We start from the raw sequence: 20,376 nt of genomic DNA, 5'->3' as shown, positions 1-20,376 counted from the left end.
ACCCCGGCGGAGAGGATCACTTCCCGCTCGGCGCCCCATCCTCGGGCTTGCCGCCCTCCTTCTCGGCGAACTCCTCCTTGACCTTGCGCAGCACGTCCAGCAGCCGCTGCGGGGTGACCCCCAGGCCCTTGGCGATGGCGATGAACGCCGGCTCCTTCGTGACGTCGCCGCCCTTGCCGCCGACCTTGTCGAGGTCCTTGAACACCTGCCGGGCCCGGTCCTCGCCGATCTTCAGCTCGGCGGCCAGCAGCTTGACCGCCTTGGCCGGAACGCCCGCCTCCTTGCCGGGAACGGGTTTGCCGGGGCCGGGTTTGCCGGACAGTGCCGCCAGCACCTTCTCCGCACGGGCGACCGTGATCCCCAGTTCCTTGGCGAACGCGGCGATGGCCGTGGCCTTGCCGGTTCCGTTGCCCACAGCGCGTTTCAGGTTGTCCAAGGCGGTGGTCAGCTGCTTGACCGTCACGTGCAGGCTCGCGGCGACCTTGGCGAGCTGCTCGTCGTTCGTCCTGCCTTCGTCCTTCTTGCCACCGTCCTTCTTGTGGTCGGGCTGCGCCGACGACGGAGCCGCCGGAGCCGCTGCCGAGGCGGCGGCCGCGCCGGTCACGGCCGTCAGGCCGGCCACGACGGCGGCGGCGGCCAGTCTGGTTCGAATCCCCATGTGTCCTCGCTCGATGCCGGGCACCGGTCCCGTCCGGTGCTGCCCCCACCACACCAACGGCACTTCAGCGGGACTTTCACCCGACTTTGGAATCACCTAAGGAACATCGACGCCGGCGCGACCGGCCGGCACGGGGTCACTCGGCCTCGGTGGCCTGCACGGCCGGCGCGGCGATCATCCCCGCCAGGCCGGCCAGCTCGAGGATCCGGCGCGGAGGCGAGCCGGCGCGCGAGTGGACACCCAGGGAAATCCCGCGCTGCTTCGCCGCCGCAGCGGAGTCCAGCAGCAGTGCGACGCCGCAGCTGCTGAGGTACGTCACCTCGGCGAGGTCGAGCACGACGTCGGTTGCCCTGGTGGACTCGAGGTGGTGCAGGACGGCGGGCCGGAGGTCGCCGATCGTGGTGAGGTCGACGTCGCCGGACACGTGCAGGATCAAGCGTCCGGGGGTGGCGTCGTCCGCGGACAGGGCGGCCGGTGCCGCGCGCGTGGCGGCGGCCGGCGCGGCTGGGGACGCGGGGCCGGGCTCGGCGGCGATGGTGAAGCTGACCGTGGTGCCGTGGTCGTCGTGGCCGAGGTCGAACCGCTCGGACAGGGCGGTGATGATGGCGATTCCCCGGCCGCGGTGGCTGTTGTCGGCGGGTTCGGGGCGCCACCGGCCGTTGTCGTGGACGACGACGTCGAGCTTGCCGTCCGCCGTCCGCGTCACGGTGTAGCCCGCTTCGCCGTGTGCGCCGGGAAAAGCGTGCTCGACGGAGTTCGCGATGGCTTCCCCGAGCGCCAGGTTCAGGTCTTCGTGCAGCTCGCGGGACAACCCCGCCTCGGCCGACCAGCGGGCGAGGTCGTCGCGGACCGTGCGCAGCAGGCCGATGTCGGCGGTCGCGCGCCGGTGCAGCGGAGGCGGCAGGAACCGGACCGCGAGGACCGCGACGTCGTCGTCCTGGCCGGCGCTCAGCAGGGCGTCGGTGATCGCGGCGACCTGGTGGTCCGGGGACAGGGCGTGAGCCTGAGCCGCGGCTTCGCACAGCCGCCGCAGGCCGTCGTCGATCGGCTCGTCGCGGCGTTCGACGAGACCGTCGGTGTAGAGGAGCACCGAGGCACCGGGGGAGAGGGGGGCCGTCCGCTCTTCGTGCCGCGCGGGGTCCGGGGTGCCGAGGACGCTCCCGCCGGCGGTCAGCAACCGCGGGGTTCCGCTTTCGACCACGACCGGTGGCAGGTGGCCGGCGGAGGCCCAGGTCAGCTCGCCGGTGTCCCGGTCGAGGGTGAGGCACGCGCAGGTGGTGCCGGCCGCACCGTCGGTCCGGGCGGCGAAGGCGTCGAGCCGGTCGAGTGCGGCCGCGGGGCCGTGCCCGTCGAGCAGGCTGCCGGCCAGCGCGGTCCGCAGCTGCCCCATGACCGCGGCGGCCTGCGGGCCCTTGCCGACGACGTCGCCGACCGACAGCGCCACCCGGGAGCCGCCGAGGGAGATCAGTTCGTACCAGTCGCCGCCGGTCTGGGCGTGGCCGGTCGCGGGCCGGTACCGGGCGGCCGCGGCCAGGCGGGGGAGTTCGGGCAGGTCGCGGGGCAGGAGGCTGCGCTGCAGCGTCTCGGCGATCTCGTGCTCGCGCTGCAGGAGCAGGTCGCGTTCGGCTTCGCGGCGGCGGCGCTCGGTGACGTCGCGGCCGATGGCCTGCACGCCCGAGGGCGTGGCCTGGATGCTGAGTTCGAGGGCTATTTCGGTGCCGTCGGCGCGGCGGACCTGGTGGATTTCGCTGACTTCCAGGACGGTGCCGGGGTCGGCGATCACCTGCCGCCAGCGGTGGTCGCCGTCGTCGTCGAGCAGCGTGGTGATCGGGGTGCCGATGAGCTGTTCGCGGGTGTAGCCGAGCAGCTCGCAGGCCGCCGGGTTGATTTCGACGAAGCGCAGGTCGCGGTCGAGCACCCAGATCGCGTCGGTCGCGCGTTCGACCAGCAGCCGGTGACGCTGCTCGCTGTCGCGCAGGGCCCGCAGGGCGTGGGTGCGCTGGATGGACTCCCAGCACCGGCTGACGACGAGCTCGACCAGCTCGATTTCCTCGGTGGTCCAGTGCCGGACGGTGGCCTGGTGGACGGCCATCGCGGCGGCGAACCGCCCGCCGCGCAGCAGCGGCACGCAGATCACCGCACGGATCCCGGTGACGCGGTAGGCGTGCAGGTCGGCCGGGGCGAGCCGGTCGTCGGCCCGGCTGTCGTGGACGACCCAGGACTGGCCGGCGCGCATCGCGGTCACGCAGCCGTCGCCGAACGCGGACATGGCGAACCGGCCGGGCAGCGGCGGCAGGCCGGTGGCGTGGTCGCCGCTCATCAGGAAGTGGTCCTGGTCCTCTTCGGCCTCGGCGTAGGCGCAGCGGTCGGCTCGGAGGTACTCGCCGAGGCTCTGCGCGGCGTGGACCATGATCTGCTCGGCGTCGTCGAACTCCTGCAACCCGCGCTCGAACTCGGCGAGGAACCGCTGCCGCCCGGTTTCGGAGCGCCGTTCGGAGACGTCGGCCAAGACGCCGTGGACCGTGCCGCCGGGCCGGACCCGGCCGAGTTCCTGCAGCCGGACCACCCGGCCGTCCGCGGCGGTGGCGCGGTAGGTGAGTTCGTAGTCGCCGCCACGGGCCCACCGCTCCGCCCGCGTCCGCGCGTAGTGGTCGCGGTCATCGGGGTGGACGACGGTCGTCGTGAAGCCGGGATCGGCCAGCCAGGCGGCGGGCGGGTACCCGAGCAGGGCCTGGCAACCTGCGGAGACGAACGAGTACACCCCGCCGCCGGCTTCGGCCGCCCACACCACGACCGGCAGCTCGCCGAGGATCTCCGGCAGGTCTGTGCTCATGGGTTCGACTTTCCACGAAAGGATACCGGTCGACGACCCGATCCGGCGGCCAGTGACTGAGGGTACCGGTGGCGGGCGAAAACGGCTGTGGTGTGTCGGCTGCGCGGACCGTCAGCCGGACCCGGGCCGGGCTCGGAGGCCGTCCAGCATGACGACGGTCAGGTAGTCGTCGGGGCGGGCGCCCGGGCGGCAGATGATCGTGCTCAGCAGGCGCTGCACCTCGGCAACCGGGATGTCCGCGCGCAGGGTTCCTTCTCCCTGGGCCCGCACGACGACGTCGGCCAGCAGGCTGTCGACCGTCTGCTCCAGCTCGGCTTGCGCCTCCTCCTCGGGCAGCAGCTCGGCCAGCGACTTCGCGAGCGCCAGCGGGAGTGTCGCGCAGTGCCGGATGATCGTCACGAGCTCGGCCCACGCCGAGTCTTCGCGGGTCGCCCTGGCGAAGTCCGCGAGGTTGCGCAACGCGCCGAGGCCGATGTCGAGTGCGAGTGATCGGCGGTCGGGGAAGTGGCGGTACAGGGTTCCGACGCCCAGCCCGGCCGCGTCGGCGATCTCGCACATCGGGACGTCGGGGCCGCGTTCGGCGAACAGCCGCACCGCTTGGGTGACGATCCGCTCGCGGTTGCGCACCGCGTCGGCCCGCATGGCGGCCTCCTCTCTCGAAGCGGAATCCCAGGTTCATCTTATGCTACGTTCGGGACAGAAGGTGAATCTGAAATTCCGTTTGGAGGCGGCATGCGGATCGGGCTGTACGGGACGGGGCAGACGGGACTCGACGGGATCGTCGGCGACGTCGCGGAGGCGGAGAAACTGGGGCTGGCCAGTGCGTTCCTCCCGCAGCTGACGGCGTGGGACGCGCTGACCGTCGCGGCACTGGCCGGGCAGCGGGTCCCGCGGATCGGGCTGGGCACGGCCGTCGTGCGAACCTACGCCCAGCACCCGCTGGCGCTGGCCGGCCAAGCCCTGACCGTGCAGGCCGCCACCGGTGGACGGCTGACGCTGGGCGTCGGCCCGAGTCACCGCGAGGTCGTCGAAGGGGTGTACGGGCTGTCCTTCGACCGGCCGGCGCGGCACGTCCGCGAGTACCTGCAAGCCCTGGTTTCGTTGCTGCGCGGGGAAACCGTCGAGTTCCGCGGCGAGACGCTCTCGGTGTCGGGGACGGTCGAGGTGCCCGGAGCCGAGCCGCCGTCGGTGCTCGTGTCCGCGCTCGGCCCGGTGATGCTCGGCATCGCGGGCGAGCTCGCCGACGGCACGGTGACCGTGTGGGCCGGGCCGGAAGTGCTGGGCGAGCAGGTGGTCCCGAAGATCACCGACGCCGCGAGCCGCGCCGGGCGGCCGGCTCCGCGCGTGGTCGCGGCGGCCATGCTGTCGGTGACGGCGGTGCCGGACCGCGTCCGGGACGACATCCGCGCCCGGTTCGGCGCGGCGGGGGAGTTCGCGAGCTACCGGCGGCTGCTCCGGCAGCAGGGGAAGAGCGGGCTCGAGGAGACCGTGACGGCCGGTGACGAGGACCTCGTGGCCGCCACGGTCCGCGGGTTCGGCGAGGCGGGCGTCACCGACCTGCTGGTCAGCCCGGTCGGCACCGACGAGGAGCGACGGCGCACGCTGGAGTTCGTCGCAGGGCTCGCCTGACGCGGCTCAGGGCCGGGTGTCGTCGTCGCCGAAGTCGGGGACGTCGGTGGACAGCAGGTCTTCGGCGCGGCCTTCGAGCATCTTGGCGATGTCGGTGGCGCGGGGCAGCATGGTGTTCTCGTAGGCGCGGATCGCCTCGTCGACGGTGGCCGACCGGGCGAGCGCGAGGGCGAGGTCACTGGCGTCGAGCATGGCCAGGTTGACGCCGACGCCCAGCGGGGGCATCAGGTGGGCGGCGTCGCCGAGCAGGGTGGCCGTCGGGTGGTGCGCCCAGGTGTGGGGGACCGGCAGGGCGAAGATCGGCCGGTCGACGTAGGGGCCGTCGTTGTCGGCGATCAGCTGCCGCATCCGCGGTGACCAGTCGGCGAACTCCGCGAGCAGGTGGGCCCGGACACCCGCCGTGTCCTCTGTGGACAGTCCGGCGGCGGTGAGCCAGTCGGCCGGGCGTTTCCGGATGACGTAGACGCGGAGGTGGCCGCCGCTGTTGCGCTGGGCGAACAAGGCGCGTTCCCCGTCGGCCGCGTGGGCGCCGCCCTGACCGACCAGTTCGGACAGTGCGGCGTGGCGGGTCTCCACGTCGTCGAACCACGCCTCCAGGAAGTGCACGCCGGTGTACTGCGGGACGGCGGGCGACAGGATCGGGCGGACCCGCGAGGAGGCACCGTCGGCGCCGATGACGAGGTCGGTCTCGGCGGTCGTGCCGTCGGCGAAGTGCAGGGTCCGGGGGCCGTCGGCGGGTCCGCTCACCCGGTGCAGGGAATGGCCCCAGCGGACGGTGCCCGGCTGGAGCGAGTCGAGCAGCAGGGTGCGCAGCTGCCCGCGGTCGATTTCGGGCTTGAACAACTCGTCCGGGGCGGCCACGTGGTGGGTCAGGAGCTCGCCGGCGGGGTTCAGCTCGCGCATCTCCTGGCCTTCCGGGCGGGCGAGCGCGAAGAACTCGTCGAGCAGGCCGGCTTCGCGCAGGGCGAGCTGGCCGTCGTCGGCGTGCAGGTCGAGGGTGCCGCCCTGGTTGCGGGCGTCGCGGTGCGGATCGCGGTCGTACACGGTGACCGCGATGCCGTGCCGCTGGAGGATGCGGGCGCAGGTGAGGCCGCCGGGGCCGGCGCCGATGATGCTGATCCGGGCGGTGCTGGGCGAGGTCATGGTCTTGTCCCTTCGGTGCGGTGGGCTGGCCGCACCAGAAAAGCAGAACGACTTCAAAAGTGCAACCGTTCCACTTAGTGCTCGGTGCCACCTTCGGCTATGCTCACGCCATGACCGAGGCCCCCGTGGGCCGCCGAGAACGCAAGAAGGCGGCCACCCGTCAGGCGATCGCCGATGCCGCGTTGCGGCTGTTCCTCGAGCGCGGCTACGACCAGGTCGGCATCCGCGAGATCGCCGACGCCGCCGACGTGTCGACGACCACGCTGTTCAAGCACTTCCCCAGCAAGGAGGCGCTGGCGTTCGACCAGGACCGCGACCGTGAGGCGGGACTCGTGGCGGCGGTGCGGGAGCGCGCCGCCGGCCTGAGCGTGGTCGACGCCCTCCGGCAGCACGTCCTGGACACCTGGCTGCCGATCGCGGCGCACCCGCAGATGGCGGCGTACAGCGCGTTGATCGATTCCACGCCGGCGCTGCGCGCGTACAGCGAAAGCATGTGGACCCGGCACGCCGACAGCCTCGGCGCGGCCATCGCCGACGAGTTCGGCGTTGCGCACGACGACCTGAACTGCGTCGCACTGGCCCGGTTCGTCCTGGACATCCCGTCGCTGGCGCGCGGCAGGCAGGACCGCCGGGCCGCCGTCGAGGCGGTCTTCGACATCCTCACCCGCGGCTGGCAGCCCCCTTCGCGGCTGTGAGAACGCCCACTGTGTCGGCCCGCGACGGCTCTGGGTATCCGCCCCGGGACGGGCAACGAAGGGAGAGGTGTGTCCGACGGATGGGGTCGGCTGGTGTCCGCGGTGGTCGTCGCGGCGTCGGCGTTCGGGCTGTTCCTCATCGCCGAGCACCTCTTCCGGCGGCTGATCCGGCGGCCGGGACGGCGTTCCGCGGTCTTGGCCGAGCTGACGGTGCACGCCCACCGGCCGTTCCTCTGGTTCGCCGCCGTGGTCGCGGTGCGCAGCGCGTGCACCTTCGGCCTCCCGGACGGGCCCTGGCGGGGGCCGGTGAGCCACGGGCTCGGGCTGGCATTGATCGGGGTCGGCGGGTGGCTGGTCGCCGGCGTCCTCACGTCCATCGAACGGGCCGCCTTGTCGAGGCTGCGGGTCGACGTCCCGGACAACCGGCACGCCCGCCGGTTGCAGACGCAGGTCACCCTGGTCCGCCGGATCACCGTGGCCGGCGTCGCGCTGCTCGCGTTCGGCGCGATGCTGATGACCTTCCCGGCGGCGCGCGCCGCCGGCACCAGCCTGCTCGCCTCGGCCGGCGTGGTGGGTGCGGTGGCGGCGCTGGCCGCGCAGTCCCTGCTCGGCAACGTGTTCGCCGGCATCCAGATCGCGTTCAGCGACGCGATCCGGCTCGACGACGTGGTGATCGTGGAGAACGAGTGGGGCCGCATCGAGGACATCACGTTGACGTACCTGGTGATCCACCTGTGGGACGACCGCCGGCTCGTGATGCCCACCTCGTACTTCATGTCCCAGCCGTTCGAAAACTGGACCCGCCGCGAAGCCGCGCTCCTCGGCACGGTGGAGCTGGACCTGGACTGGTCGGTCCCGGTGGAGGAGATGCGCGAGGAGCTGCGCCGGATCCTCGCCGACACCGACCTCTGGGACGGCCGGGTCAGCGTGCTGCAGGTGACCGACGCGGTGAACACCCTGATCCGGGTGCGCGCGCTGGTGAGCGCGGCCGACGCGCCGACGCTGTTCGACCTGCGCTGCCTGGTCCGCGAGCAGCTCGTGCAGTGGGTGCGCCGGGCGCACCCGTACGCGTTGCCACGCCTGCGCACGGAACAACTGCAGGCGGCTCCGGTCCCGGCGGCCGCGGATCACGCGCCGGGCCAGGACGCCCGCCTCTTCGGCGACAGCGCCGACGGCCGGACGCGGGAACGCACGTTCAACGGCCCGTGACGGATTCGCGCGGCAGTGCTGAGCGCTTCAGGTGACCCGGAAGACCGGCCAGCCGATCTCGGTGCGCCACGCAGCGGGATCGCTCACGTCGCGAGGGCCGACGCGGTAGACCTCCCGCACCGGCCCGGCCACCGACATCGCGTTCTCCACCACCCAGGTCCCCAGCTCGCCGTAGGTGACCTCGACGCCGTCGTGCTCGCCGATGTGGGTGGTGACGGCCAGTTCCGCGGCCGGAAGCACCACCGGGTGCACGCGGCCGGTGCTGGGTGGCTCGGCGGTCGGCAGGTAGACGAGCGCGTGCCCGCGTTCCTGTTCGAACAGCGCGTTGTCGTAGCAGCCGCCCGGTGGTCCGGTCGCGGTGGCGCCGACGGCCGCCTCCAGTTCGGCCATCGCGCCGGCGAACCAGGCCGCGACGTCGCGGTGGCCGACCACGGCTTCCACCGCCGCGACCGTCCGGGCGGGCTCCGCGCGCAGCTCGACGTCGATCGGCGCGGGGTCGGGCCGGAGCAGGCGCCGCAGCGAAACGACCGCGGCGCGGGTGCGGTCGAGCACGTCTTCGAGGCGTTGCAGGTGGTCCGCGACCAGGGCCGCCCGGACCTCGGGGTCGGGGGTCCGCAGGATGCGCTGCACGTCGCTCAGGGGGACGTCGAGTTCGCGGAGCCGGTGGATGACCTGCGCGGCCGGGATCTGGTCGACGCCGTAGTAGCGGTAACCGGTGGTCTGGTCCACTACGGCGGGCTCCAGCAGGGCCGCCTCGTGGTAGCGGCGCAGGGTGCGCACGCTCAACTGGGTCAGCCGCGAAAACTCCCCGATGCTCAGCACCCCTCCATTCTGGACTCTCTCCCCGGGGGAGAGTCCATGGCTCTCCCACGCCGCGAGCCCACACGATCCCGGCTCACCGGGTCCGGTAGCTGCCCGGTGTCCGGCCCATGACGTGGGTGAACGTTTCGACGAACGCGCTCGGGGTGGCCCAGCCGCACCGGTGTGCGGTCTGGGTGACGGTGGCGCCCTCCGCGAGGTGGATCATCGCGTGGAACACGCGGGTCGTCGTGCGCCACTGGGGGTAGGTGGTGCCGAACTCGAGGCGGAACAGCCGGGACAGCGTGCGCTCGCTGGTGCTGGTGCGCTGGGCCAGCCACGCCGTCGTGCGGGGCCGGCTGAGGTCGTCGGTGACGAGCCGGCACGCGTGGGCCAGCCGCGGGTCGCGGGCCTCGGGCAGGGTCAGCGGCCGGCCGTGGGCCCGGCGGAGCCGGTCGCGCAGCACGGCGTGGATCCGGGCGGCGTCGGCGTCGCCGAGACCGGGTTCGGTGGTGGCGACGAGCAGTTCGCGCAGCAGCGCGCTGACGCCGATGACCGCGGGCGCGGTGCCGTCCAAGGGCGCGTCGCCGGTGGCGAACATCAGGGTGAGCACCTCGGAATCGCCGTAGACGCGGTGCTCGTGCCAGGTGCCGGCCGGCATCCAGACGGCACGGTCGGCGCAGGCGACCCACGTGCCGTGGTCGGTGCGGACGGCGAGCACACCCCGGTGGACGTACACCAGCTGGTGCTCGTCGTGGCGGTGGCGCTCGATGACGTGCCCGGCCGCGTGCCGGTGGCGGTTTTCCGACACAAGAAGACAGCTTATCGGAAGTTCGACACGGGTGGCTCCTGCGACGGTGAGCGCATGACGACCCACCGGCTGCGCCGCATCGCGATGGACACCCGGCCGCTGGCGCATCCGGTGTTCCGCCGGACGTTCTTCGGCCAAGGCGCCGCGGTCATCGGGACGATGGTCACCGAAGTCGCCGTTCCGGTGCAGGTCTACGACCTCTCGCACGCTTCGTTCGACGTCGGTCTCGCGGGGCTGGCCGGTCTCGCCCCGATCCTCGTGTTCGGGCTCTACGGCGGCGCGGTGGCCGACGCCGTGGACCGGCGGCGGTTGTACCTGGCCTCCTCGGGGCTCACCTGGACGGTCACGCTGGCGCTGTTCGCCCAGGCAATGGCCGGGATCGGGTCGGTGCCGCTGATCCTCGGGCTCGTCGCCGTCCAGTCCGGCGGCTTCGCCGTCTCGTCCGCCGTGCGCGGCGCGATCACCCCGGCCCTCGTCCCGCCGGAGGTGGTGCCCGCGGCCAACTCGCTCACGTTCACCGCCTCGACGGTCGGCCAGGTGCTGGGCCCCCTGCTCGCGGGAGCGCTCCTCGGCCTCCCGGACGGGTTCTGCTACGCCTACGGCGTCGACGCGGTGCTGTTCACGGCGGCGCTCTACGCCACCTTCCGGCTCCCGCCGCTGCCCGGAACGGATCCGATCGGCCGTCCGGGGCTGCGATCGGTCCTCGACGGCCTGCGCTTCCTCGTCGGCCGCCGGGTCCTGCTGATGTCGTTCCTGGTCGACATCGCCGCGATGGTGCTGGCCATGCCGACGGCCTTGTTCCCGCAAGCCGCGGAGACGAGGTGGCACGGCGGAGTCGGCCTGCTGTACGCGTCGATCGCGGCCGGCTCGGTCCTCGCCGGGCTGTCCAGCGGCTGGATCGGAAGGGTGCGGCGCCAAGGCGCTGCCCTCGCGGTGGCGGTCGCGGTCTGGGCGGGGGCCGTCGCTCTGGCCGGCGTCGCCCCGAGTTTGTGGCCGGCGGTGACGTTGCTCGTCGTCGCGGGCGCGGCCGACTTCGTCAGCGCGGTGTACCGGCAGACGATCCTGCAGACCGCCGTCCCCGACCGGATGCGTGGCCGGCTGCAGGGGGTGTACACGGTCGTCGTCGCGGGAGGTCCCCGTCTCGGTGATTTGCGCGCGGGGATGATGGCCTCGGCGCTGCCGCTGGTGGTGGCGTGGTCCGGAACCGCGCTGGTGTGCGTGGCGCTCGTGCTGGGCGGCGCCTTCCTGGTGCGGCCGTTCTGGCGCTACACGGCGTCGGGAGTCGAATCCCGGTGAAGGAGTTGCTCGGGAAATCTGTCCACAAAGGAGGATGCTGATCATCGTGCGCAGGGCCGCCACGGCTCGGTCACCCGCGTCACCGGTCCGGCTCTAGCCATGGGGGCGGGCAACCACGACAGTGACAGGTATGAACGAGCCTGGGCGGACGTCCGTGTCACCTCCTCCATGGTGGGAGCAGAGCGGCCAGGACCGGGTCGCGGCCGCTCTGGTCGCCGCGCGCTCCGGTGACGAGGCCGCCTGGGACGAGCTCGTCGACCGGACCGCGCCCTTGCTGTGGGCGGTGCTCCGATCCGCGGAGGTCGGCAAGGAAGCCGCAGATCGGATCGTGGAGCAGGTGTACCTGCGGATGGTGCGAGACCTGGACGAGATCCACGATGGAAGCGAGCTGCTGCGCTGGGTCGCCCGTGTTGCAGGCGGAGACGGGAGCGCATGGTCCGAGGTCCGATACACGCAGGAGCTCGGCCCCTTTGGTACGCCCGGATCGACCGGGCTTTCGCCCGGTTGTCCTCCGGTGAGCACCGGCTGCTCCAGCTGATTCATCTGGCGGCATGAACTACGCCGAGGTCGCGAAGGCCATCGATATGCCCGTCGGGAAGCCAAGGGAAGAACTCCGTGGAGACCGCCGGCCCGCCTCAGGAATTCAGCTCGCGGAGAACTCAAGAAAACTTTGCGAGCGCGGGCCCCTCCGAAACATCGTCGGTATTTAAGCGGGGTAAGGCCCGGAGAATGATCCGAGCGATCAGCTGATTCTTCGACGTTCAGCCACTGCAGCCGTTCGAGCTCGTGTCCTCTCGGAGCATGACGCGGTCGCGCGGCAGGGCGGTGACCGGTCATGACCGAACAGACCACGCCCGGTGCTTCGCTGGTCGACGAGTGGCTGGGCATGCGAGTCCTCGAGCACGTGCGTGACCTGTACAAGGAGCAGCCCGACAGCGCGGACCGGGTGCTGAAGCTCGTCGAGACACGGCTTCAACAGCGTCACGACGCGGAGGTCGTCCACCACCGGCACCGACGGCGGCTCGAATGGGCGTGGTTCGGCTTCCGGGTGGCTTCGGCGCTGCTCGGCTTCGGTGCGCTCGTCGTGTTCGCGCTGGTTGCCGTGCAGTTCATCGGCCACGGTGCGCCGACGCAAGCGAGCGTGGCGCTCGGGGCCGGCGCCGTTTCCGTGGTGGCCATCTTCGTCACCGGCCGCACCGCGGGCCCGCTGTTCACCCGGCGCTCTCCGGAGGAAAGGCCGAATAGGTTCCGGCGTCAGGCGCGGGCGAGGACTTCTCCGTGGGGGATCAGCAGCCAGCCGTCGGGGTGGGCCGCCCAGTTCTGCCACGCCTGGGCGATGGCGTCGAGGTCGGCCTGGGTGGCCAGGCCGCGTTCGAGGGCCATTTTGCCGACCGAGGAATGGATTCGCTCGGCCCACATGTCGCCCCACGTCGAGCGTTCGTCCGGAGTTGCGTAGCACCACACGGAAGCGGACGGCCTGATCTCGGTGAACCCGGCTTCGTGCGCCCACGCGAGCAGCCGGCGGCCGGCGTCGGGCTCGGCGTCGTTGCCGCGGGCCACGGTGCGGTACAGGTCCTGCCAGTCGTCGAGCCGGGGGTCCTCTGGCCACCACCGGAACGCGCCGTAGTCGGCGTCGCGCACGGCGACCACCCCGCCGGGGCGCGTTACCCGCCGCATCTCGCGGAGAGCGGCAACGGGGTCGGACAGGTGCTGGAGCACCTGGTGGGCGTGGGTGACGTCGTAGCTGTCGTCGGGATCGGAGAGCGCGTACGCGTCGTCGACGGCGAACTCGACGGACACCCCACGCCGAGCCGCGTTCGCCCGGGCGGCGGGGAGCGGGGCTTCGGTGATCTCGATCCCGCGCACCCGCCCGGGCGCGACGGCTTCGGCGAGGTCGACCGTGATGCTGCCCGGACCGCAGCCGACGTCGAGCAGGTCCAGCCCCGGGCGGAGCAGGGGCAGGAGGTAGGCCGCCGAACTGGCCGCGGTGCGCGCCGCGTGGCTCGCGACGACGACCTCGGCGTGGCCGTGCGTGTAGACGTCCTTCGCTGCCATGGCCAACCCTTTTCTCAAATATTGAGACAATGTGTCCGCATGATGAACATTACGCCGGGTTGGCCACCCGGGCAATGGGCTGCCACAGCAGCGTCTCGAGTGCCGGGGCCGGCCGACCAAACCCGGGTCCGGCGGCCAGTGGCGGCTGTGGCTCGACTGCCTCGCCGGTTGGGACTACCGCTCGAACTGGATGACGCTGACCAGCACGCCGACGAGTGCGCAGGGCTCGTGCGACCCGTTCTCGCCCCGCAGCGTCAACATCGAAACCCGCAGCTAGCCGCCGTACGTCCAGCGTCCGATGTGGACGGTCTGCACGCCTTGCGGTCGAAACCCGCGCCGGAAGCGGGTTGCGCCGCCGACGTCGGGGCGGGGACGCTCGCCGTCGGGCGTCCGGGCCGGTCGTGGCCGGGATCGCCGACCCGGCCACGCGGCCGGCCGGACGTCGGCTCGTCGGTGTCCGGGGTGGTCACGGACGCAGGAGGTGGGCGATCACCCGCCGGCGGGCCGCGGCGTTGTCCCGCCGGGGGTCGAACACCGCGTCGAGCAGGGTCAGCACCTCGTCCCGCGCGGCCCTGGTGCGCATGATCCGCCGCCACAGCCCCAGGTTCAGCGCGTGGCGGCGGGGTGAGGTGGTGGCCAGGCGGAGCACGTTGGCGACGTTGCGCCGGACGCTGTCCGGAAGCCTGCGCAGGTCGGAACGCTGCTCGAGCAGTATCTCCGGCAGCACATCGAGACCGTGCTCGGTCATGAAGCCGAAGTCGGTCCGCCAGGCCGCCGCCCCGAGGTAGTCGACCATCCGGCACCAGCCGCGCAGGAACGTCAGTTCGAGCGGGGCGTACGGGGCCGGGTCGATGTCCGCGATGGTCGTGACCACGACGTCGAGACAGGTCTTGTGCGCCTTCCACAGCGCGATCCGGAGCGGCTCGAAGTCGGTCGTGGCCGGAGTGTCCTCGACCATCGCGAAGTAGCGCTGCCACTGCTCGACACTGGGCGCCAGCTCGTCCGGCACCACGCCGCCCCGCACGTACCGGAACCGGGCCGTGGCGGGCGCGTCGGCGATTTCGAGCGGAGCGACCACGCCGGCGCGCTCCGCGCCCAGCCACGGGACCACGCTCAGCGTGTAGTTGCCGTAGGCCCACGGCGAGTCCGGATCGATCGCCCCGTCGGCGTGCGTGGTGGTGCCCAGCCGCCCGGTGCGGCACTGCCACTGGAGCTGGAACGTCCACGCCCACAAGGGATTGTCCCGGTTGTCGGCGCCGAACAGCCCGCCCGTGTTCGTGGCCTCGATCAGCTGCCGGTAGGCCGCCATCCGGTGCTCGAACCGGAACGGGTCGAACCGGTCCGTCAGCTCCGCCGCGGAAACCCAGACCGCGTAGAGGTCCAGGTCGGCCAGTTCCGGGGGATGGACGGAGCTCACGCACTCAATGTAGCGCGGTCGAACGGGCGCCTTCGGTCAGTGACTCACGGCCGGCCGGGTTGGGCGAGGATCCACGCCCGGGCCTGTGCGACGCTTCCGGTGACCGTGACGACCTCCGTGAGGTGCCCGATTTCGAGCGCGCGCGATGCCGTGGTCTCCCGGACCGGGCGGGGAAGCCGCCATGGGCAAAGCCTGACGTCGATCACCCGCCCGGCGATCGGCGGCGGCAGTCGGTCAACGGGCCGGGAGGTCGATTTCGGTGTGGCGCGTCGCCAACGTCGATGCCACGTCGGCCAGCTTGACGTTCAGGTCCTGCGAGGTGCGCCGCAGCACGTCGAAGGCGTCCTCCGCCGAGACGCCGCGGCGGGCCATGATGATGCCCTTGGCCTGCCCGATCACGTCGCGGCTCTCGATCGCCTTGTGCAGGTGCGCGGCCTGCAGTTCGGCGCGGGTGACGGCGTCGGTGGTGGCCAGCGCCAGCGACGCGTGGGTGGCCAGCAGGAGCAGGACGTCCCGGTCGGCCTTGTCCAGCCCGCCGGGGACCCTCGAGTACACGTTGAGGGCGCCGACGGAACCACCGGTCGGCGCGCCCGGCAGCAGGGCGGTGGCGATCACGGACCGGACACCGAGGTCCGCCGCGGCGGGCGCCCACCGCGGCCAGCGGCGTTCGCCGGCCAGGTCCGGGCAGACGGCCACGGCCGGGCCGCCGGGGATGGCCGCCTCGACGCAGGGGCCTTCGCGGAAGCGGTACTGCAGCACGTCCAGGTCGGTGGCCAGGTCGTGCGTTTCGGCCGGGGTGTGGAAGCCGCCGTCGGGATCGAGCAGGGTGAAGCTGGCGACGTCGGCGGCCGGGACCATCACCGTCGCGGCGTCCAGCACCCGCTGCAGGACGTCTTTGACCGAGGGAGCGGCGAGCAGCGTGGCCGTCAGCTGGGCGAACTGCTCGGCCAAGGGCCCCAGGCCGGGCCGGGACCCGTCGGAGCCGGACGCGAACGCCGTTCGGTCGAGCTGTCAGTCCTGCTCACCAGTCATGCCCATCCTCCTGAGAACGCGAGAAGGACGGCTGCCTGCTCAACCATCGCAGAGACCAATCTAGCCGCCGCCCCGCCGGCCGACCGCGCACCGGACCTGGTTCCGAGAGCAATTCGTGTTTTCCGTGCCTGCCGCTCGGGTAAGGAGATCTTGGATCCGGATCTCCCGTACGGGCTCCTTCGGGTCTAGACCCTGCCGGCTCCAAACCCGAGGGGCCGGCAGGGTCGCCTCCCGTGCCCGAGCCGCGCCGAACCGGTGCGCCGACGGCTCCGAACACCATCGTGTACGCGCCCGGACCAGGGAACCGCGGCAGAATGCCCACGCCCGGCAGGTGACCATGAGAGGCCTCGAGTGCGTTCCGAAGTTGCTGAAGGCAGTCCGTTGAGCGGGGTGTTCGCCGCCGACGACGAGATCGGGCGCGACCTGGCGCGGGTGGACTGGACGTCGACGCCGCTGGGCGCACCGGCGGACTGGCCGCAGAGCCTGCGGACCGCCGTGAGCATCCTGCTGTCGTCGCGGTTTTCGATGTGGATGGCCTGGGGCCCGGACCTGACGTTCTTCTGCAACGCCGCCTACCGCCGGGACACACTGGGCCGGAAGTACCCGTGGGCGCTGGGGCGGCCGGCGAGCGAGGTGTGGGCGGAGATCTGGGACGACATCGGTCCGCGGATCCGGACGGTGCTCTCCACCGGCAAGGCGACCTGGGACGAGGCGCTGCTGCTGTTCCTGGAGCGTTCGGGTTACCCGGAGGAGACCTACCACACCTTCTCCTACAGCCCGCTGCGCGACGACACCGGCCGGGTGGTCGGCATGCTCTGCGTCGTCGCCGAGGAAACCGAGCGGGTCATCGGCGAGCGCCGGATGGCGCTGCTGCGGGACCTCGGCTCGGACCCCAGCGTCGTGCAAACCGAACGGCAGGTGCTCGCCTTCGCCGGCCGTCAGCTCGGCCAGGACCTGCGTGACCTGCCGTTCACCCTCACCTACCTCTTCGACGGCCCGGACGCGGTGCTCGCCGCGGCGACCGGCATCGAGGCGGCGCCGTCGGCCACCGTGTGGCCGGTCGAGGCCGCGGCCGGGGGAGAGGCGGTGCTGGTCGACCTGGACAGCGCGGTCTTCCCCGGGCTGCCGTCCGGCTCGTGGCCGGAGCCGCCCACCCGCGCCCTGGTCGTGCCGCTGCGGCAGCAGGGCAGCCCCCCGTACGGGTTCCTGGTGGCGGCGTTGAACCGGTACCGCGAACTGGACGACGGCTACCGCGGCTTCATCGACCTGGTGGCCGGGCACATCGCCGCGGGCATCGCCAGCGCCCGCAGCTACCAGGCCCAGCAGCGCCGCGCGGAAGAACTGGCGGAGCTGGACCGGGCGAAGACGACGTTCTTCTCCAACATCAGCCACGAGTTCCGCACGCCCCTGACACTGATCCTGGGTCCGGTGCAGGAGCTGCGTGGCCGCTGGGCCGAAGGCGACGAGCGGGCCCGCGAAGAGCTGGAGGTCGTGCACCGCAACAGCCTCCGGTTGAGCAAGCTGGTCAACACCCTGCTGGACTTCTCCCGCATCGAGGCCGGCCGCATGCAGGCCCGGTACGAGCCGGTCGACCTGGCCGCGGTCACCGCCGAGCTGGCCAGTGTGTTCCGTTCCGCCGTCGAACGAGCCGGGCTGACGTTCACCGTCGAGTGCCCGCCGCTGCGCGAGCCGGTGTACCTGGACCGCGGCATGTGGGAGCGGGTGGTCTTCAACCTGCTCAGCAACGCCCTCAAGTTCACCTTCGACGGCTCGGTCACCGTCACCGTCGGCCGCGACGACGGACGCGCCGTCGTCAAGGTCATCGACACCGGCGTCGGCGTGCCCACGGCGGAGATGCCGCGGCTGTTCGAGCGGTTCCACCGGATCGAGAACGCCCGCGCCCGCTCCGGGGAGGGCAGCGGTATCGGCCTGGCACTGGTCCGCGAGCTGGTCGAGCTGCACGGCGGCACCATCGCCGCCGACAGCGCCGAAGGCGCGGGCACCACGTTCGTCATCCGCCTCCCCTTCGGGTCCACCCACCTGCCCGCCGATTTCCTCGTGCCGGCCGCGACCCGCGTCGCCCCCTCCACCATCGCCGAGCAGTACGTCGAGGAAGCCCTGCGCTGGCTGCCGGACGAAGCCCGCGTCGAGGACGCACCGCGCCCGGCGCAGACCAGCGCCGCCGTCCCGGCGCGTGTCCTGCTCGCCGACGACAACGCCGACATGCGCGAATACCTGACGCGGCTGCTGACGGACGCCGGTTACCTGGTCGCCACGGCCGTCGACGGCCGGAAGGCGCTCGAGGCCGCCCGCACGGATCCGCCGGACCTGGTGATCAGCGACGTGATGATGCCGGAGCTGGACGGCCTGGCCCTCGTGGCCGAGCTGCGCGGGGACGCCCGCACCGCCGCGGTGCCCGTCCTGCTGCTCTCCGCGCGCGCCGGGCAGGAAGCCTCCATCGAAGGACTGCAGGCGGGGGCCGACGACTACCTCGTCAAGCCGTTCGCCGCCGCCGAACTGCTGGCTCGGGTCCGGGCCAACGTCGAACTCGCGCGCCTGCGCAACCACCACGCCCGCTGGCGCACCGCGTTGGTGGATTCCCTGCAGGAGGCGTTCTTCGTCTGCGACGAGAGCGGCTCGGTCATCGAGATCAACGCGACGTTCACCGACATCCTCGGGTTCGGTCCGGAAGGCCTGCCCTACGAGCCGCTCCACCCCTGGTGGCCGGACGCCGGCACCGACCCGGACGCGCACGAGCAGGCCGCCGAGGCGTTTGCCGGCATGGTGGGTGATCCGCACGGCAGCTACACCGTTCCGGTCACCCATCGCGACGGGCACCGCGTGTGGGTCACGGCGAGCTTCAACCACGTCGACGACCCGGAGACCGGCCGCCGGGTCACGGTCGGGACCTTCCGGGACGTCACCGCCGAGCACTACCTGGTGCAGCGCCAAGCCGCGCTGTCCGCGCTCAGCCAGCAGCTCTCGCAAGCCGACACGGTGGCCGAGGCGATGACGGCGTCGGTCGAAGAGCTGCGCCGTCTGTGGAAGGCCCACCGGGTGGTCGCCCTGACCTTCCCCACCTCCGCCGCCGAAGTGGCCGAGCCGCGGCTGGTGTGCGCCGGCGAGCCGGTGCGGTGGGCCCAGCTGGCGCCCGAGGTGCGGCAGACGATCGAAGCGTTGCGTGCGGGTGACCCGCTCACCCCCGCCACCGGGGACGCCGAGGCCGTCGGCATCGCGCTGCAACACCCCGAGGGGGTACTGGTCCTGTGGCTCGAGCCGGCCGAGCGGCGGCGGGTCACGTCGGAGGACGAGACGCTGCTGACGGTGCTCGCCGGCCGGCTCGGCCAGGGGCTCTCGCGGGTCCACCAGCACGACCAGCAGCGGGAGACCGCGCTGGCGCTGCAGCACGCCATCCTCGGCCCGCAGCAGCTGCCGGGCGGGTTCGCCGTGCGGTACCAGCCGGCCACCCGGCCCCTCCAGGTCGGCGGTGACTGGTACGACCTGGTCGACCTCGACGGCGGACGCATCGCCCTGGTCGTCGGCGACTGCGTGGGGCACGGCCTGGCCGCGGCCACCGTCATGGGACAGCTGCGCAGCGCCTGCCGCGCCCTGCTGCTCGAGCACCCCACTCCGGCCGCCGCCTTGGCCGCACTGGACCGGTTCGCCGCGAGGCTGCCCGGCGCCGCCTGCACCACCGCCTTCTGCGCGGTGCTCACCCCGGAAACCGGCGAGCTGGCCTACTCCAGCGCGGGTCACCCGCCGCCGGTCCTGGTCCACGCCGACCGCACCACGCGGCTGCTGGAGGACGGCCACTCCCTGCCCCTGGGCGTCCGCGCCGACCTGGACCGGCCCGAAGCGCGGGTCGTCATCCCGCCCCGCGGCACCCTGCTGCTCTACACCGACGGCCTCGTGGAACGCCGGCGCCGCCCCCTCGACGAGGGCATCACCCGCGTCGCCGAGCTCCTGGAAAGCAGCGCCACCACGACGCCGGACGAACTCGCCGACAAGCTCATGACCGGCCTGGCGCCCGCGGCGGGCTACGAAGACGACGTCGCCGTGCTCATCTACCGCCAGCCCGGCCCGCTCGAGCTGGACTTCCTGGCCGACGCCGGCCAGCTGGCGCCCACCCGCCGGGCCCTGCGCGGCTGGCTGGACCGGTGCGGCCTGGACACCGAACAAATCCAGAACGTCCTGGTCGCCACCGGCGAAGCCGTGGCCAACGCGATCGAACACGGCCACCGGGACACCCCCGGCGGTCCCATCCGGCTGAACGCGATCGCGCTGGCCGACCGGGTGCACGTGACCGTCACCGACACCGGCACGTGGAAGCCCCCGCAGCCGAGCGCGACTTCGCGGCGCGGCCGCGGCATGACCTTGATGCGGGAACTGGTGGACGAGGTCAGCGTCCACCCGACCGCCGACGGCACCACCGTCCACCTGCACGCGAGGATCCCGGCATGACACCGCTCACCCTGGAAACGTCCCGCCGCGGCGACGGCAACCGCGTGCTGACCGCGACCGGCGAGATCGACCTCAGCAACGTCGCCGACTTCAGCCGCGCCCTCGGCGACGCCACGGCCGACGGCCCGGTGATCGTCGACCTGCGAGCGGTGGACTACCTCGACAGCGGCGCGATCAACGCCCTCTTCGCCCACGCCGACCAGATCAGCCTCGTCATCAACCCGGTGCTCGGGCCGGTGCTCACCATCAGCGGCCTCACCTCGCTGGTCGACGTCGGACACTGACCGGTCGAACCATCCGAGCGGCGGTCTCACTCCTTCGGTTGATCACCGAACCCGA

17 protein-coding genes are annotated in these 20,376 nt (G+C 72.4%); 7 read left to right on the top strand and 10 right to left on the bottom strand.

The genetic code is table 11. The features are described 5' to 3' along the window. Positions 1–16: 16 nt before the first annotated feature. The 3 genes from ABZX11_RS21060 to ABZX11_RS21050 form a co-directional block, all read right to left on the bottom strand. Positions 17–658, bottom strand: coding sequence for a hypothetical protein (locus tag ABZX11_RS21060; RefSeq protein ID WP_354915228.1), 642 nt, complete (start codon positions 656–658; stop codon positions 17–19). 136 nt (positions 659–794) lie between these two features. Beyond that, positions 795–3,491 carry a SpoIIE family protein phosphatase gene (locus ABZX11_RS21055; RefSeq protein ID WP_354915225.1) on the bottom strand — a complete coding sequence of 899 codons (2,697 nt, stop codon included), beginning with the start codon at positions 3,489–3,491 and terminating at the stop codon, positions 795–797. A gap of 111 nt (positions 3,492–3,602) precedes the next feature. After that, positions 3,603–4,133 (bottom strand): helix-turn-helix domain-containing protein, encoded by a 531-nt coding sequence (locus ABZX11_RS21050; protein ID WP_354915222.1) that lies wholly within the window; start codon positions 4,131–4,133, stop codon positions 3,603–3,605. 90 nt (positions 4,134–4,223) lie between these two features. Between ABZX11_RS21050 and ABZX11_RS21045 the strand changes: the two genes are divergently transcribed. After that, a complete protein-coding gene (locus ABZX11_RS21045; protein ID WP_354915219.1) occupies positions 4,224–5,120 on the top strand; it encodes a TIGR03564 family F420-dependent LLM class oxidoreductase in 897 nt (298 codons plus the stop codon). A gap of 6 nt (positions 5,121–5,126) precedes the next feature. On the opposite strand, the gene ABZX11_RS21040 is transcribed toward ABZX11_RS21045, so the two are convergent. After that, on the bottom strand, positions 5,127–6,263 hold the full coding sequence (locus ABZX11_RS21040) for an NAD(P)/FAD-dependent oxidoreductase (protein WP_354915216.1): 1,137 nt from the start codon (positions 6,261–6,263) through the stop codon (positions 5,127–5,129). A gap of 110 nt (positions 6,264–6,373) precedes the next feature. Between ABZX11_RS21040 and ABZX11_RS21035 the strand changes: the two genes are divergently transcribed. Together ABZX11_RS21035 and ABZX11_RS21030 are read left to right on the top strand one after the other, a co-directional pair. After that, positions 6,374–6,958 carry a helix-turn-helix domain-containing protein gene (locus tag ABZX11_RS21035; RefSeq protein WP_354915213.1) on the top strand — a complete coding sequence of 195 codons (585 nt, stop codon included), beginning with the start codon at positions 6,374–6,376 and terminating at the stop codon, positions 6,956–6,958. 69 nt (positions 6,959–7,027) lie between these two features. Next, positions 7,028–8,167, top strand: coding sequence for a mechanosensitive ion channel domain-containing protein (locus tag ABZX11_RS21030; RefSeq protein ID WP_354915209.1), 1,140 nt, complete (start codon positions 7,028–7,030; stop codon positions 8,165–8,167). Positions 8,168–8,194: 27 nt separating this feature from the next. Here the strand turns inward: ABZX11_RS21030 and ABZX11_RS21025 are convergent, their stop codons facing one another. Together ABZX11_RS21025 and ABZX11_RS21020 are read right to left on the bottom strand one after the other, a co-directional pair. Beyond that, positions 8,195–8,989 carry a MerR family transcriptional regulator gene (locus ABZX11_RS21025; protein WP_176177035.1) on the bottom strand — a complete coding sequence of 265 codons (795 nt, stop codon included), beginning with the start codon at positions 8,987–8,989 and terminating at the stop codon, positions 8,195–8,197. A gap of 73 nt (positions 8,990–9,062) precedes the next feature. Then, positions 9,063–9,776, bottom strand: a complete 714-nt coding sequence (locus ABZX11_RS21020) for a helix-turn-helix transcriptional regulator (protein ID WP_354915206.1) — start codon at positions 9,774–9,776, stop codon at positions 9,063–9,065. Positions 9,777–9,830: 54 nt separating this feature from the next. Between ABZX11_RS21020 and ABZX11_RS21015 the strand changes: the two genes are divergently transcribed. Both ABZX11_RS21015 and ABZX11_RS21010 read left to right on the top strand, forming a co-directional pair. Further along, a complete protein-coding gene (locus tag ABZX11_RS21015) occupies positions 9,831–11,072 on the top strand; it encodes an MFS transporter (protein WP_354915203.1) in 1,242 nt (413 codons plus the stop codon). A gap of 130 nt (positions 11,073–11,202) precedes the next feature. Further along, positions 11,203–11,610, top strand: coding sequence for a hypothetical protein (locus ABZX11_RS21010; RefSeq protein WP_354915200.1), 408 nt, complete (start codon positions 11,203–11,205; stop codon positions 11,608–11,610). 204 nt (positions 11,611–11,814) lie between these two features. Here ABZX11_RS21010 and ABZX11_RS21005 read toward each other — a convergent pair whose 3' ends face one another. The 4 genes from ABZX11_RS21005 to ABZX11_RS20990 form a co-directional block, all read right to left on the bottom strand. Beyond that, the gene (locus ABZX11_RS21005) at positions 11,815–12,192 is read right to left on the bottom strand and encodes a hypothetical protein (protein WP_354915197.1); all 378 of its coding nucleotides are present in this window, start codon (positions 12,190–12,192) and stop codon (positions 11,815–11,817) included. 134 nt (positions 12,193–12,326) lie between these two features. Further along, positions 12,327–13,127, bottom strand: coding sequence for a methyltransferase domain-containing protein (locus ABZX11_RS21000; RefSeq protein ID WP_354915194.1), 801 nt, complete (start codon positions 13,125–13,127; stop codon positions 12,327–12,329). A gap of 466 nt (positions 13,128–13,593) precedes the next feature. After that, positions 13,594–14,544, bottom strand: a complete 951-nt coding sequence (locus ABZX11_RS20995) for a Leg1-related protein (protein WP_354915191.1) — start codon at positions 14,542–14,544, stop codon at positions 13,594–13,596. Positions 14,545–14,778: 234 nt separating this feature from the next. Then, positions 14,779–15,495: a GAF and ANTAR domain-containing protein gene (locus tag ABZX11_RS20990; protein WP_354915188.1), complete on the bottom strand. Its 717-nt coding sequence runs from the start codon at positions 15,493–15,495 to the stop codon at positions 14,779–14,781. A gap of 471 nt (positions 15,496–15,966) precedes the next feature. Between ABZX11_RS20990 and ABZX11_RS20985 the strand changes: the two genes are divergently transcribed. Together ABZX11_RS20985 and ABZX11_RS20980 are read left to right on the top strand one after the other, a co-directional pair. Beyond that, positions 15,967–20,037 carry a SpoIIE family protein phosphatase gene (locus ABZX11_RS20985; RefSeq protein ID WP_354915356.1) on the top strand — a complete coding sequence of 1,357 codons (4,071 nt, stop codon included), beginning with the start codon at positions 15,967–15,969 and terminating at the stop codon, positions 20,035–20,037. Then, entirely contained in the window at positions 20,034–20,321 is a 288-nt protein-coding gene (locus ABZX11_RS20980) for an STAS domain-containing protein (protein ID WP_176177044.1), read from the top strand. Before ABZX11_RS20985 ends, ABZX11_RS20980 begins: the two co-directional genes overlap by 4 nt. Positions 20,322–20,376: the final 55 nt, after the last annotated feature.

Origin of the sequence: Amycolatopsis sp. NPDC004169, from assembly GCF_040610315.1 — a bacterium.
In the GTDB taxonomy this organism is placed as follows: Bacteria; Actinomycetota; Actinomycetes; order Mycobacteriales; family Pseudonocardiaceae; genus Amycolatopsis.
Note: the sequence above shows the minus strand (reverse complement) of the source record. Positions and strands in the feature narration are given on the sequence as shown.